This is a genomic window from Nodosilinea sp. FACHB-141, from assembly GCF_014696135.1.
Classification (GTDB): Bacteria; Cyanobacteriota; Cyanobacteriia; order Phormidesmidales; family Phormidesmidaceae; genus Nodosilinea.
Genome location: NZ_JACJPP010000028.1, coordinates 23,226 through 38,395, shown reverse-complemented (window position 1 = coordinate 38,395; position 15,170 = coordinate 23,226). Strand labels below are relative to the sequence as shown.

Annotated in this window: 11 protein-coding genes; 1 reads left to right on the top strand and 10 read right to left on the bottom strand. The window is 49.9% G+C overall.

Going from position 1 to position 15,170, the window contains the following annotated elements:
• Positions 1 to 635 precede the first annotated feature (635 nt).
• From H6F59_RS25195 to H6F59_RS25150, 10 genes are all read right to left on the bottom strand, one after another.
• Positions 636 to 1,442 carry a hypothetical protein gene (locus H6F59_RS25195; RefSeq protein WP_190707593.1) on the bottom strand — a complete coding sequence of 269 codons (807 nt, stop codon included), beginning with the start codon at positions 1,440 to 1,442 and terminating at the stop codon, positions 636 to 638.
• Between the two features lie 172 nt (positions 1,443 to 1,614).
• Positions 1,615 to 2,154: a tyrosine-type recombinase/integrase gene (locus H6F59_RS25190; RefSeq protein WP_190707589.1), complete on the bottom strand. Its 540-nt coding sequence runs from the start codon at positions 2,152 to 2,154 to the stop codon at positions 1,615 to 1,617.
• 1,609 nt (positions 2,155 to 3,763) lie between these two features.
• On the bottom strand, positions 3,764 to 4,387 hold the full coding sequence (locus H6F59_RS25185; RefSeq protein WP_190707585.1) for an NAD(P)-dependent oxidoreductase: 624 nt from the start codon (positions 4,385 to 4,387) through the stop codon (positions 3,764 to 3,766).
• Positions 4,388 to 4,468: 81 nt separating this feature from the next.
• Complete coding sequence (locus H6F59_RS25180) at positions 4,469 to 5,194, bottom strand: alpha/beta fold hydrolase (RefSeq protein WP_242021688.1); 726 nt, start codon at positions 5,192 to 5,194, stop codon at positions 4,469 to 4,471.
• Positions 5,195 to 5,367: 173 nt separating this feature from the next.
• Positions 5,368 to 6,324, bottom strand: coding sequence for an NAD(P)/FAD-dependent oxidoreductase (locus tag H6F59_RS25175; protein WP_190707578.1), 957 nt, complete (start codon positions 6,322 to 6,324; stop codon positions 5,368 to 5,370).
• Between the two features lie 134 nt (positions 6,325 to 6,458).
• Complete coding sequence (locus H6F59_RS25170) at positions 6,459 to 7,130, bottom strand: hypothetical protein (protein ID WP_313887315.1); 672 nt, start codon at positions 7,128 to 7,130, stop codon at positions 6,459 to 6,461.
• A gap of 154 nt (positions 7,131 to 7,284) precedes the next feature.
• Positions 7,285 to 8,289 carry an SDR family oxidoreductase gene (locus H6F59_RS25165; RefSeq protein WP_190707575.1) on the bottom strand — a complete coding sequence of 335 codons (1,005 nt, stop codon included), beginning with the start codon at positions 8,287 to 8,289 and terminating at the stop codon, positions 7,285 to 7,287.
• Between the two features lie 123 nt (positions 8,290 to 8,412).
• Positions 8,413 to 9,237: an alpha/beta fold hydrolase gene (locus H6F59_RS25160; RefSeq protein WP_190707572.1), complete on the bottom strand. Its 825-nt coding sequence runs from the start codon at positions 9,235 to 9,237 to the stop codon at positions 8,413 to 8,415.
• A 378-nt stretch (positions 9,238 to 9,615) separates the two neighbouring features.
• Complete coding sequence (locus tag H6F59_RS25155; protein WP_190707662.1) at positions 9,616 to 9,957, bottom strand: heavy metal-binding domain-containing protein; 342 nt, start codon at positions 9,955 to 9,957, stop codon at positions 9,616 to 9,618.
• Between the two features lie 212 nt (positions 9,958 to 10,169).
• Positions 10,170 to 11,048, bottom strand: a complete 879-nt coding sequence (locus H6F59_RS25150) for an NmrA/HSCARG family protein (protein ID WP_190707568.1) — start codon at positions 11,046 to 11,048, stop codon at positions 10,170 to 10,172.
• Between the two features lie 272 nt (positions 11,049 to 11,320).
• On the opposite strand from H6F59_RS25150, the gene H6F59_RS25145 reads away from it, so the two are divergent.
• The gene (locus H6F59_RS25145) at positions 11,321 to 15,037 is read left to right on the top strand and encodes an NB-ARC domain-containing protein (RefSeq protein WP_190707565.1); all 3,717 of its coding nucleotides are present in this window, start codon (positions 11,321 to 11,323) and stop codon (positions 15,035 to 15,037) included.
• Positions 15,038 to 15,170 lie beyond the last annotated feature (133 nt).

Sequence of the window (15,170 nt, the reverse complement as noted above, 5' to 3'; positions counted from 1 at the left end):
ATTTTTCAGTTCTACTGGCACAGAGTACATTTGCTCATGACTTATTAAACAGGTATTCGTGCACCGGTCTTTCTTCCTAACAAAGAGATCGCCTGAGAGTAATGAATGTAATTACACTGCTCTTTTTGTGTAAATTTTCATTCGGTTTAACGCTGAAAGCCTTATATGAAAAGGCTTTCAGCGGCTCTCGACCGGTTGCCAACCTACGCAGCTAGTTAGCTAGAGATTTAGCTGCCAAATCGCCCTCTATAAAAGGCTTTCGAGCCATTGTCAGTTAATCTTAGCCGAACGTACCGTTTGCGAGCGGTTTGCAAATAATCTGAACCCATTGTCATTTAATGTGAGCATGACGGCCCAACCATTGGCAGTTAATCTGAGCTCAAAATCGCACTGTTTGTGGGCATGGGCGATCCCGTTTGCGAGCCGCTAAACTTAGCCGATTCTCATGGGCTTTAGTATTCAAGGATTAAGAGCCATCAAGAGACAGATTCATACTTTGGAAGACCAATTCAACTTGGTACAAAGGAATTTTAAGCGCGGCCCGGCCCGATGAAGGAAACCATTCGAATAACCGATGAACGCGCTAGCAGGTTGGGTCCGCTGCAGCGCGAGGTTACACGACAGAGTAAAAATTCTCATAGAGAAGGCAAACCATCCATTGTTACTTCCTCCAACGCCGATGCAGAGGAGGGTTCGAAGTCGTACTCACCTTTTCTTCGAATCAGTACTTTAACAGTTGCCCGAATCCACTGCTTCTCGGAGTCTGACAGAGGGACTAGTATCGAACGTGATTCGAGTTTCCGGGCGTCGAGTGGGGTGCCCCTCTCTGAGGTCAGTTCGCCAAGCTTATCCAGGACTTCCCGATCAATCTTGTAGACCCTTGACGCTTCCCCCCTGGCACCTTTATCAGCTCCTGTACTCCACTGCATAAGGCTAAGGCAAAAATACCCAAGAGACTGATAGCTTTCTTTCCCCTCAATGTGGTTTTGATAACGCTGCCACATTGTACCGACGTCAAGACTTGCCTTAAACCTCGTCGGTGGCTGAGGGTACACTTGTCGGGTAGGAGGGAGGCAAATCCCAGTTGCCTGCATCGAAATTGGTCCTAGCATTATTCCAATTTGACAAGCGATGTGATCGGCTACCTGTGGTGAAGGGCTTCTGTCGATGATATTGGCCTCATTGAAGCAAAATTCGATGGCATCCCGATCCATTTCAATGGCTGAATAGATCATCCAGTCTTTCAAAAATGGCTCGACAACTTGCCGTGCGGACTCCACCGTAGCGAAGTGCTGCTTCAACTCGACGGTAAGGGTGTCCGCCTCCAGATGGAGGCGAAAAGCATCGTAATCGCTTTCCAAAGGTGGTGGGTTGTCAAATTGTACTTGGCTTGTATCTACCCGAAATTCGTAGTTTAGCCACTCAACGTGCGGATCGTTCACCTCGCCAAATCCTCAGGTACACTGCCTAACAAGGCAAGATTCAGCACAGACCGTAGAGACGTTCAGCAAAACTTCTATTTGCTTGAGCCCCCGATTATTAGCCTGGTTCAAAGAGCAACTCGATGCCTTCTATCCGTAGGGTAGTGCATTGGAGCTCTGAAGACTGTGGTTATTACAGCTGCGCGATCGCATCCACCTTTTCCTCCTCCGACACATCAAGATATCGCTGCAGCGCCGCCATCGACGACCATCCGCCTAGGTCTTGGATCGCCTTCAGCCGCACCCCTGCCTTATCTAACCGAGTTGCCCAGGTGCGTCGGTTGCTGTGAGTGCTGTAGCCGCGCAGACCTAAGAGGCCACACGCCTTCCGCAGCGCTGCATCACAGGCCTGCCGCGTAATCGGCCCCTGCCCATCTCGCCCGGGAAACAGATACCCCCGACTCGGTAACTCTGCCGCTTCCAGCACCGCCTTCAGCTTGGGATGAATCGGCACCGCTCGCGTGCGCTTCGTTTTCGTGGTTGCCTTACGCAGCACCAGGGTATTCCCTACCACATCCTCCGCCCGCAGCTGCCGCGCTTCACTGACTCGGCAGCCGGTGTAGTAGCAGATCGAGAAGAGCGATCGCATTTTAGGGCTGAGTTCCCCCATCACCTGCTCGAACTGATCCGCCGACCAAATTTCCGCCTGGTCGTGGCGATTTTGCTTTGGCACTGACTCACCTAAAAATTGGATCCAAATTAGCCTTGCAAACTCTGACTTGCTCTTTTTGGGATTTCAGCAAGTTAAGTTTATCGAGATATCAATGGTTTCGGCGAATCTACGCAAAAGCAGGCATGCTTATTGAGAATAGATCCCTCTTTTTGAGAATGCCAAACCGCTGAATATCAGCCCTTGGCTGAGTTAACTCTGTTGACCCGATTAATCCGTACCACCGCTAACCAACTGTCACTCTGAGATGAACTACTCGCGGGGTCGATTGCTTCCAACACCAAACGCAATGGCTAACCCAGGAATAAAAGGGAGCACTCCCCAGTTTTTACCAAAGAGCGCTTAAGCCTTAACTTCGCATTACAACTAAATTAGCCGTATTGTTGGGCAGCCTTGTATTCTCTTCTACTCTGGTTGAGTTACTCTGATAGCGCTTGGTTAGGCGATCGCAGTGCTGGAGATTGCTGAGCCCGTCAAGCATATATCACTAGTTAGTAAGAGATCTGCAAAATAAGCCATAGAAGCAATGTTTGGAGCTAATAGTATACATGAACTAATTGTAAGTCCAATTTTAGTCCAGTACATAATTTTCTAAAATAAAATTACCCATCAGACAAGGATTGTAGAGGTCTGAATATTTGCTATATGTCAACCCGTCAAAAATCGCTGAAACCCTTGAGGTGCAGGGGTTTCAGCGATCGTGATTGTCTGAAGGAAATTGGTTAACTTTCTTGAAATCATCAACTCAAGCTCTTTTAGTATTTTTAGCATGGGCCAATAGATTGAACAACTTTGTCGTTTTATAGATACCTTATAATCTGTTTTATATGATTTACAAAGCTTACTGAAGCAGTCGTTTACTACATTCTGTTTTGCTGTTGAGCGTTAGGCGTAGAACATCAGTATAAGGCGTGGCCCATTCACTACTGGTAACCGATACCCTATCCTTCATGGCAACAGCGCGAGCGCTACGTGGCCACCATCACCCGATGGCACCTTGAAACCTGTCTCAAGCTCAGTCTAAAAGGCGGTCGAGAGGCTGAGTAAAAATACCTGTGTGCCAGTAGACCAAAATTTTGGCCTAAATCGGGACTACAGTCCTGTGTGCCAGTTGCCAAACCCAACGAGTTTTCATGGATTAGAAATCGCTGAAATGCCCATTTTGTCGTTGATGGGTTGCGGCGCGGGACAACTAGACTGAGCAATATTTGCTGTCTTGTAAGCGTCTTACTGTATGAAGTGTTGCTGTCGGCGGCGAGTCGTTATGACAGCATGAGCATACCGCCCAGCAACTGACGGAGGTGCTCATAGGCAACTACCTTCATTAGCCACCTAGACAACTTGAGGATATGGCCACTGCAGAGAAGCATCTGAACGTAGCCTTCTCGAGCTGTTCGCTGCCAGACATCGTGAATCATCTCCGTTGCTTAGCCATCGACCTATATCTGGCGCCCTACTATGGCCAGCCTGGTGAGTTAGAAGCGCCGTACATCTACCGGTCTTAAGCCAAAGCGGGCACCACGTCTTTTTTGCCTAAACCACGAGCAATCGTTGTCAAACTATTTGCAGTACACTTCAGCGCATCCACATCGTTGCCAATGAGCACACTACGTTAGCGATTGGCAATTGTGACGGCCCGATTCACATAGGTGTCTGTAACCAGCTGCTCGACGACAAACGCAGCCAGATCGGCGCGGCTTATCTGTCGGCCCTTCTCTACGCCTGCGAGCACGCGCACGGAGCCGACAGCTGGCTGGTCGTTCAACACGGCAGGTCGAACTAGCACATAAGGAACTTCCGCCTGGGCGATCGCCTGCTCCATGGCTGTCTTATCTGCTGTAGAGCCACGCAGGAAGGTGGGCAGCAACAAAAGCCTGAACGGTAGTGATGCCTGCGCCTTGCTGTCTCCCACGCCTAGCGCTGAGATCGCGATGATTCGGCTTGTGCCGTGCTGCTTGGCGGCTGCGACGACGGCGCGAGCAACCTGTTGTTCGATCGCCGTCTTCCGCCACGGTGTTTTGCCGCCGACGGTATCGATCACAGCGTCCTGACCGGCTGTTGCGTGGGCTATTGTCGCTTGATCGGTTGCATCCCCAGTGAGAACACGAACATTGGGTGGAGCGTTGTATCGGGCACTATCGCGGACAAAGGCCGTCACGCTGTGGCCAGCGGCAACGGCCTGGTCTACTACCTGTCTTCCCGTCTTGCCCGCTGCTCCAATTACTAAAACATTCATCGTGGTACCTGTTTGGGGTGGATTGCAAAATAGGTCAATGATTAAGGTGAAACAGCCTTAACCATTGATCTGCTACTTTCTCTACTCAGCTGTTACAGCGTGCTCTATGAGTCTGGCGACGGCATCTGGATGAGAAACCATCACGACATGGGATGCGCCACTGACGACCACCGTTTCCTTGGAGTTGGCGCGCTCCGCCATGAACGCGAGGGCGGCTGCCGGAATATTCAAGTCGCGATCGCCATAGATGAACCAGGACGGGATGGACTGCCAAGCCGGTGTACCCGAGGCTTCGTTAAGAGCAGCTTCTGTGATCGGTCGCTGGGTGCTAGCCATTAGCTGTGCAGCGGCGGCCGGCACATCCGCCGCAAACTGAGCGTGGAACTTGTCTTGCTGAATATAGAGATCGTTGCCGCCATCCGGAGTGGCAACGGGTGGTGCTAGCGCAGGCCCGAGGGTGCTGCCAGGATAACGTCCTGAGAGTTCGACGGCCGTCTCACCGGCATCTGGGGCAAAAGCCGCAACGTAGACGAGTGCCTTCACATTCTCGTTGCCGACCACGTTAGTGATGACGGCACCGCCATAGGAGTGTCCGACCAACACTGTGGGCCCCTCGATGCTCTTGAGGACACTGGCAACATAGTCCGCATCGCTCTTCACGCTGCGTAGAGGATTGGCTACAGCAACGGTTGGGTAACCTTTCTCGTTGAGCTGGGTCAAGACGCCATTCCAGCTAGACGACTCGGCGAATGCACCGTGAACGAGAACGATGGTGGGTTTGATGTTTTGTGCGCTTGTGGTGTTCATGACAGCTCCTAATGAAGTGATTAGAGTGGTTCCTAAAAAGAGTCCGGCGATCAAAAGCAAGCGGCTGCCGCTTCTAAGGGGAGGCACGTTCATGTTTGTTTTCTCGCTATCGAAAGAGGGCTTAGTGCTTGTCCGTTGGTCCCATTATTCAGCGGGACCCCAATTCAGAACACTCAAGTTCCCTGCGTTAAGCACTGAGATAAGCTGAGATGAACCAAATTTTCTTCAGTCAAAGTGTGATTGATAGAAACAGCAGCGAGCGTCCCACTTGCGACAGCTACGGCGATCTGTGAATAAGGGCTAGACATATCGCCCACCGCATAGAGCCCTGGAATCGAGGTTTGCTTACTCTCATCCACTTGTACAATGTCATCGCTGCCAGGGATATAGCCTAACTTTGTGGCTAGATAGCTGTGCTGATGAGATGGAGGGCGCAGCAATATACCGCGACGGGGCAGCACCTCATTGTTTGTGAAGACGATTCCTGTCAGTTTGTCGTCTTGATATTCGAGTCGGGCAATTTTTTCTTCGCGGAGCTGAACTCCCCAATTTGACAACTGCTGTCGTTGCTCATAGGTTAATTCAGCAGGACCATCTGAACAGATCACTAAATCGCGGCTCCAGCTGGTCAGCATGAATGTCATTTCAAGTGCGATCTTGCCTTTGCCATAGATTGCTAAAGGCTGACCTCGCACTTCCCACCCATGACAGTAAGGACAGTGGAAAATACTGCTACCCCAGAGTTCTGCAAACCCGTCAATTGCCGGAAGTGAATCTTTCATACCCGTAGCCAGCAGTAGCTTGCGACTGACAAACTGGTTGCCATTACTCAGGGTCACTTGAAAGCGATCGCCTAGTTTTTGAGCATCGACCACTTCGCCCACTTGAATTTCAACCTCCTCATACGGCTGCAGTTGCTCTCGTCCAATTTGCAGCAGTTCTGTAGGTGAAATTCCATCTCTAGAAAAGAAACCATGGGCGGCATGAGCAACTTGATTGCGTGGCCTTCCAGCATCACAGACCAAGACCCGCTTGCAGGCTCGTCCGAGCATCAAGGCGGCAGTCAAACCTGCTGGGCCACCACCAACGATGATGACATCAAAAACATCAGTCTGCGAATTAACGTTCATAGCTTTTCTACCATTATTGGCATTGAACTGACAGTAAGAGAAAATTGAAATCTGCCATCGAGTGGTGTAGATAAAGAAGGCGATTGGTCAAAAAACATTCGCCTTCTTTAAGCAGATTTGCCTAGCCAAAGCACTTATGCACTAACCCCGCCTTCAAAATCAGAACTGCTAGGTGCTAAGCCCACAATATCTTCATAGGCGGCAGCGATCGCACAAGCACTGACCGGAATCGTCACGAGCAGGCCCACACCTAGCAGCAAAACACCCGCTAGATTTAGTAGTAACAACACAAAAGAAAAACTCAGGAAAGACAACCAATTCTTAGAGACTAGCTTGCGGCTAAACTCCATTCCAACCCAGAAATTCATCTTTCTTTCGAGTACTAAGGGCAGTGCAAAGATATAGGCGACTGCGAGGTAAATACCAGGAACGAGGAACAGTAATAACCCAATGCCAATCATTAGGCTAGAAACGAGGCTGACCAGGAGAAGCGGCAGGTAGTTATTGAACCCCCTGAAGAAATCACCAAACGTTGTAGCGCGATTTTTCAGAAGCTTAAATGCCACGATTAAAAATCCTGCATTTAAGGGAGCAGAAATGAAGAGGCTGATGAACCCTTCGAGAGTAATGGACTGGCTAACTCTGGCGATCGCAACATTAATCAAGAAAAACACAAGTGTAAAGCCAGCAAACTCAACAGGATTTTTCTTGAATGTGTTCCAGCCGCTGCTAATATACTCGCTAATTTTAACTGTGTAAGCTTCTTGAAGTATGCCTTCAAGCCCCATCGACCTGTAATCTTTCACAATTGTTCTCTCCAAAATACTGTTTGTGTCGAGTTGCAAATAAGGGAAAATTAAAACGTGCCATTGGTTTAAGTTAGTCGATCGCAACCGTATGGACTAACGTGGAATCAACCGTCACGCCATGCTTGGTTGCGACACCATAACAACACGGTCTTTAACCTGAAATGCCTCCCAGCATGGCAATCAATCCGCTGGCAGCAGTTACTGTGATTGCGCTCCATTTGATAGGTGGATTGCGATCGAGCCAATCCGTGAAGCTGGGTACGCTCAACTTGCCAAAGTCGCCCTCTACAACGTCGTAGCCAGAGAGCGGAGCATATAGGTTGTCGGGTGCATCTGGCGATTGTGGCCCACCGGTCAGTTGAGCAGTAAAGCCAACCTGAAGAAATAAGCGATCGACAATTGCCGGGGCAATGCGTTGCAGCATCTCTAATACTCGCCCTATATCACCTACAACAAAGTCGCGGGTAGGATGCTCAGCCACATATAGAATGGCATCGGCAACGGTGCTGGGTTTGTTGTAGGGCGGTAACCCAGCCGGCTTTACGCCCATCTTTGTCCGAATTTTGTTGAAAATGGGAGTATTCGTGATGGCGGGCATCACATTCGTGACGCTGATCGGCTGTTTTTGGTGCTGCAATTCAATTCGCAGAGAGTCTAAAAAGCCTGCTATGCCATGCTTGGAAGCTGCATAGGGACTTTGCAGGGGAAACGGCACCCTCGCCGCTAACGAGGAAACATGAATGAGTGCGCCGCCGCCCTGTTTGAGGTGTGGTAAAGCCACCATCGCGCCATAGGCCTGCCCATTTAGGTTGACGTCAATGACTCTTCTAAATTCTTCCGGTGTGACTTGGTCAAACGGTGCAACAACGCTGGTTCCAGAGACATGTACCCAGGTATCGAGTCGCCCGTAAGTGGCAATGGCCTGATCGGCGATCGCTTTCACCTGTTCAAATTCGCTGACATCGGCAGTGACGGCGATCGCGTCTCCGCCCAACTCTTTAATCTGATTCACCAACGTTGCCAACCCAAACTCGCTACGAGCAGCAACAACAACCTTTGCTCCTTTTTTGGCAAACCGCAGGGCAGTCTCTCTGCCAATTCCACTGGAAGCGCCAACGATGGCGACTACTTGCTGATTGATCGGCTTTAATCTCATGGGTTCTACTCCTAAAGTTGAATTTTTTTGAATACAGTCCCCAATGCCTGCGGCGAATAATTGCCCGTACTTACACTGGGGTTCGTTTCTTTTGAGAACGATGTCTCACCGCAACGTCCGGCATCAGTCTTTGAGGAACGATAGAAGGTCGTTGTTGAGTTGTTCTTTGTGCGTGTCGGTCAGACCGTGGGGTGCGCCAGGATAAATTTTCAGGGTGGAATGCTTCACCAGCTTGGCGGCAGCGATCGCAGCGGCTCCAATCGGCACAATCTGGTCATCGTCACCGTGGAGGATAAGTGTGGGCACGTCGAACTTCTTCAGATCTTCGGTGAAATCGGTTTCAGAAAAGGCTTTGATACTGTCGAACGCGTTCTTGTGTCCCGCCTGCATGCCCTGGAGCCAGAACCAGTCAATCATGCCCTGGGAAACCTTGGCCCCAGGACGATTAAATCCAAAGAAGGGGCCGCTAGCCAGGTCGCGATAGAGCTGTGAGCGATCGGCGATGGAGCCCTCCCGCAGACCGTCAAACACCTCAATGGGCAAGCCATCGGGATTGGCCTCTGTTTTCACCATGAGCGGGGGTACCGCTGAGATCAGTGCCGCTTTGGCGACTCGGCTGGTGCCGTGGCGGCCAATGTAGCGGGCCACTTCGCCGCCGCCGGTCGAAAAGCCAATCAGTGTGGCATCGGTGAGGTCTAGGGTTTCGATCAGCGTAGCCAGGTCGTCGGCATAGGTATTCATCTCGTTGCCGTTCCATGGCTGACTTGAGCGTCCATGGCCGCGACGATCATGAGCGATCGCCCGAAACCCGTGGTCTGCTAAAAACAGCATTTGAGCTTCCCAGCTATCAGAATTTAGAGGCCACCCGTGGCTAAAGACAACGGGTTGTCCTGCACCCCAATCTTTGTAATAAATCTGTGTGCCATCTTGCGTTGTGATTGTGCTCATGGGATTTTTCCTCAATTAATATGGGTTGGGTTTAATGCGAACGAAGGCGTTAACTCGACATTTATTTCGTTGTTCTCATTCTTCAACAAACGTTCCATTTAGCCCACGCAAGTTCTTTGAGTTAAGCCGCAATTTATTCCTCTTTTGCCACTTTCGCCAGATAAAATTTGTAATGCTTGAGTTGCACTCGTAAAATGTCTTTTTCTAGTTGCCATGCCACGAAGAGATAAAGCATTCACTTTTTCTGAGGCAACAGAAGAGAGATAATTTACTTTTTATGGCATCTTTTGGCTGGGAAAGGTGGGGGAGTGAGTTCTCCCCTATTCCCCCTCGATTCCCTTATCACTTGGTGCTCGACTTTCCTTGAAACGTTTGCTCCTAAACGGTTTGAAGCTCATGATAGCGTACAGCCGTTCCACTCACGGCAACCATCAACATACTGCTGCCACCGCCAGAATCAATTGTTTCGTAGTCTAAGGCGATGCCAATCACAGCGTTTGCACCTAAGGTTTCTGCTTGCTCAGTCAGCTCTTTTAGGGCGGTCTCTTTAGCTGCTCTAAGGGATTTCTCATAACTCGCTGAGCGCCCACCTACCATGTCACGCATGGCTGCAAGAAAGTCTTTGAGAATATTCGCGCCTAAGATAGTTTCGCTACTGACTATCCCGTAATAGTCAACAATCTTTTCGCCTTCAATCGTGGCTGTTGTAGTCAAAATCACTGTTTCGATCTCCTTAAAGAGCGATGGTTTCAAAATACGTTAGGAATGAGGTAGCCGTCTTTACCGCATTGGCTTTTGCCTCGTTGTTCTCATTCTTCAACAAATATTCCATTTAGCCCACGCAAGTTCGTTGAGTTAAGCTGCAACTTAAGGGTGAAGCGTGGCTACCTCCGATAGCGAGTAGTTTCAAAGAACCATTGACCCGACATCGGCTACGCTTCTGGCTGATTCTGCCAACCGTGATCGCGCAAATAAGATTCAAAGTCGGTCTGTGCAGAAAAATCACGCTTCAACTGGGCTAGATCTGCCCCGTAGCCAACGTTCTCAAACCAGCGATACATGATGGTCAACTCCTCTCCGATTTGCTGCTCAAACGCTTCAAACGGAACTTGTTGGTATTCGACGGGTTTACCTAAAACACGGCTGAACGCAGCAGCGATTTCTGGCATGGTCATGTCCACACTGGCCAGTTCAATTTCGCCCTTCATGAAGTCTGCGGGGCGATTGAATACGTCAGCGACCATCTCCCCATAATCTTCTTCAGAAAGCTGCTGCAACTTCGTCTCAGGACTCAATGGCTGAAAGAGCTTTCCGGTCTCAAGCATCGGGCGCAGCAGGTTGTAGTTGTAGAAGAAGAACACGGGGCGCAGGATTGTGTAGGGCAACTCGCTGGCTCGGATGTATTCTTCGACTTGAAACTTGCTGTCGAAGTGGGGAACACCCGTGTTGCGTTCGGCGCTACCCACCGAACTGTAGACGAAGTGCTGGATGCCCGCTGCTTTCGCCGCGTCTGCAACCATTTTGCCCTGACGGATTTCGGTGTCTAAGCCATCTTGAAAGATCTGTAGCGAAAAAACGCCGTAGGCACCTTGCAAAGCGCGATCGAGGGAAGCGCGATCGTTGAGGTCTCCGACGGCAAGTTCTGCGCCTGCTTGTTGGAGGGCTTGAGCAGCGGGCTTGTTGGGGTCACGCACCAAGGCACGCACCTTGAAATTGCCGCGTTGCAACAGATGACGGGCGATCGCGCTGCCCTGATTGCCTGTAGCGCCGGTGACTAAGATAAGCCGTTCTGTATGGGTTGACTGGGTCATAACGTGTTTCTCTCTGTCATTTGTAGAAGGCGGTGGAAGGAGGGCTTAGTGCCCATCCGTTGGTCCTATTGTTCAACCTGCGCCCAATTCAGAACACTCAAGTTCACTGCGTTAAGCACTGAGATAAGCTAAGGCAGTGCTTCTACGCCTAAAGGCGGATATTTGACCAAAGCTGCTCTGGAATACACGCTAAAGATCTAAAACCTGATACCCTCCCAGGGCTACTGCACTCCGCTGAGAAGGTTTACTCCTTCTACTCTTGGCTGTTTAATATGGATAAGACCCAAAAACCCAGACGCGGTAGAGCGCCCTCTGCACGGGCCAGGGGAGTCGTTCTGTCACCCCATGGCTGGCAACGGTTTCAAGCGGCAAAGCAGCAGGTAGAGTCAGATAAGAACTGGGGTAAACGGCTCACCCAGGAAGATTTAAGTGAACGCACGGGGCTTTCACTTAATACCCTGGCTCGAATTCTGAAGCGTGAGTTGGGGGTCGATCGCCAGTCGTTGGAGATTCTCTTCCAATCTTTTGAATTGGAGTTATCGAAGACCGATCATATTTCTCCGATCGCATCGGTGGAAGCGTTGTCTGGCCAGCCAGCGAACCCTCAGCAAAACTGGGATAGCGCTGTCGATGCTTCTGTGTTTTATGGTCGTGAAACCGAGCTGGCGCAGCTGTGGCAGTGGATGGTGGTAGACCGCTGCCGTGTGGTTGGGCTGCTCGGAATTGGAGGAATTGGCAAAAGCACGATCGCCGTCAAAGCAGCTCTGCAGATGCAGTCTGAATTTGATGTGATAGTGTGGCGATCACTTGCCAACGCCCCTTCCTTCGATGACCTCCTGATTAGCCTGCTGAAATTTCTGATGCCGCTTCACGGAGACGATCCTGTCATTCCTACAACGGTGGACGGAAAGTTGTCGAAGGTGATGGAGTATCTGCGATCGCAACGGTGTCTGTTGATTTTGGATAATGCTGAAACCATTTTGCACAGTGAGCAGGTAGGTCAGTGGAGACCGAGCTATGAGGCTTATGGACAATTTTTAAGAACGCTGGGAGAAACATCTCATCAAAGTTGTTGTTTGCTGACCAGTCGTGAGAAACCTCGTGAAATTGCTCTGTTGGAGGGCGACCAGAGCGTAGTGCGATCGCTTTCTCTCCCCGGACTCACGCCCGATGATGGACGCGCCATTTTTCAGCAAAAAGGAGCGTTTACAGGTTCACAAACCGAGTGGCAAACCCTGGTTAATCACTATGGCGGCAATCCTCTGGCGCTGAAGTTGGTTGCATCTGCCACGCAAGATTTGTTCGACGGCAGTGTTGCAGAGGTTCTAACCTATCTTGAGCAGGGCGTTTTTGTCTTTGAAGACATCCGCGATCTGCTCGATCGCCAATTTAATCGCCTATCGGTAGAGGAACAGAAAATTCTCTACTGGTTTGCTATTCACCGAGAGCCGGTTGCGATCGCAGAGATTCGTGAAAATGTTATCGGTGCAGCCTCACAACAAACCGTTCCCCAACAAGTAAATTCACTGCTCCGGCGGTCACTACTCGAAAAAACAGACGGATTATTTTTCTTGCAGCCCGTTGTGATGGAATATGTCACAGAGCGGTTGATACAACAGGTCTGTACAGAATTTACAACCCGACAGCTTGACGTATGGCAAAGTCATTCATTGATTCGAGTACAGGCAAAAGACTATATCCGAACAATGCAACTGCGATTAATTTTGCAGCCTGTAATGGAATGGCTTTTATCAGCTTACCGAAATCTGTCAGAAGTTGAAAATAGAGCAAGGCTACTTCTCGCACAACAACGGTCAAAATATGGAGCAGGATATGCGGCGGGGAATTTAATCAATCTGCTGGTGCAGCTCAAAGTAGATTTGCAAGGTTCTGATTTTTCTGAACTCGTAGTGCGACAAGCTGACCTGCGGCAGATTAATTTGGTAGGGGTCAATTTTCAAAATTCTGATTTAGCAACATCCCTATTTTCAGAGACTTTGGGGGTGCCAACATCGGTTGATATTAGCCCAGATGGCCAAGTTTTTGCCGTCGGCGATATCAACGGTTTTGTGTATTTATGGAACGTTGTATCCCATCAACTCATTGCGACGTTTGAAGGGCATCGCGGTGGAGTTTGGGCTGTTGCCTTTAGCCCCGATGGCACGACACTGGCAAGTGGCGGTAATGATGCGACGGTACGGTTGTGGGATGTGCAAAGTGGTCAGTGTTTGTGGATTTCGAAAGGGCATACGAGTCGAATTTGGTCTTTAAGCTTTAGCGCTAACCGTCAATGGTTAGCCAGTGGTAGTGATGATCAAACCGCAAGAGTGTGGAATTTGCAGGGTGACTGCTTGCACGTTTTGAAAGGACACACCAAAAACGTTTACTCCGTTCACTTCTCACCCAACCATCCAATTTTAGCCAGCGGCAGTAAGGATACCTCAATTCGAATTTGGGATGTTGAGACTGGAAAATGCCTGAATGTGTTGCAAGGGCATTCTTCTGGTATTCGCTGCGTTCGCTACAGCCCAGATGGTCAACACTTGGCAAGTGGTGGCCTCGATGGCTGTATTCAACTATGGATTCATCCGCCTAGTTCCAAAACTCATTCATTTAATCCTGAAATACTGCTGCGCGGACATACCAATTGGGTTCAGAACATTGTATTTAGTCCAGAGAGTGACACTTTAGACTGGGTTCGGAACATTGTATTTAGTCCAGAGGGTGACACTTTAGTAAGCAGCAGTGATGATGGCACCCTTCGGCTTTGGAATGTCCAAGACGGATACTGCACGAATATTTTGGGCGAGCAGACGGTATCTGCTCTGGCGCTCGCCATCAGTACCGATGGTCAGACCTTGATCAGCGCCAACCAGGATCGAACCGTGCGGCTTTGGCAGATGCCGAGTGGGCAAAGCCTCAAAACGTTAAGCGGCTTTACCTATGGAGAACACGCCTTAAGTTTTGGCCCTGTCACAGTTACAGCAGCTCAAAATCAGAGTGATTCTGCTTCAGTGGGAACTGGGTTGCCGAATCAACTGCTTGCTAGTAGTAGTAGTCAAGCGGGAACAATTTACTTATGGCAATGGCAGGTTGGTAGAGAGCCATTAAGTTCGCCTCCCTACAAAACTCTCTACAGAGAAACCAGCTTAATTTCAAATGTAAGCTTTAGCCCGGATGGTCAAACCATTGCCACCAATGGGGAAGATGGCTCCATTTTTCTATGGGATGTGCAAACAGGACAGGGCGATCGCTGGATTGCTCATGATGCTCCTGTATTAGCAGTGCTGTTTAACCCTGCTGGGCAAACCCTGGCAAGCAGCAGCCGTGATCGAACAGTGCGTCTTTGGGATGTACAAACCCACCAATGCTTACACGTGCTACAGGGTCATCAGAGCAGCATGCGGACGATTGCTTTTGATCCCCAAGGTCGAACTCTCGCAAGTGGCAGCTATGACCAGACGATTCGGCTATGGGACGTGCAGACCGGGGAATGCCTACAGGTGCTAGAAGGTCACAGGGGCGGGGTTTACGCGCTAGCTTTTCATCCAACCGAGCCGATTCTAGCAAGCGGCAGCTTTGACCAAACTATCCGGTTGTGGGATGTGCAAAGCGGAGCTTGTTCAAGAATCTTGCAGGGTCATACCGGCATCGCGTTTACCGTTGCTATTAGCCCTGATGGTCAAACTATTGCCAGTGGCAGTGATGACCAAACCGTTCGCCTCTGGAGTCTGAAGACGGGAGAATGCCTTCATACAATGGCCGAACATACTAGCTGGATCTCGTCCGTGATCTTTAGCCCTGATAGTCAAATTCTATTAAGTGGAAGCTTCGATCGCACAATAAAACTATGGGATGTCGCCACGGGACGCTGTGTTAAAACAGTGATAGGCGATCGCCTATATGAAGGTATGAATATTCAAGGTGCAAAGGGGCTAACCACTGCTCAACAATCAATATTAAAAGCCTTAGGAGCAATTTCGCGGTGAAGCGGTTGTTTACGGTACTACCGTTCTGACAGCATTGTGTAGAAATGCGATCGCCCCGCATAAGGGCGTAGCGACCATAACCTATCCAAAACTATCCCTCAGTGCAGGCATATTTTTCCAGGTTCTCTTACCG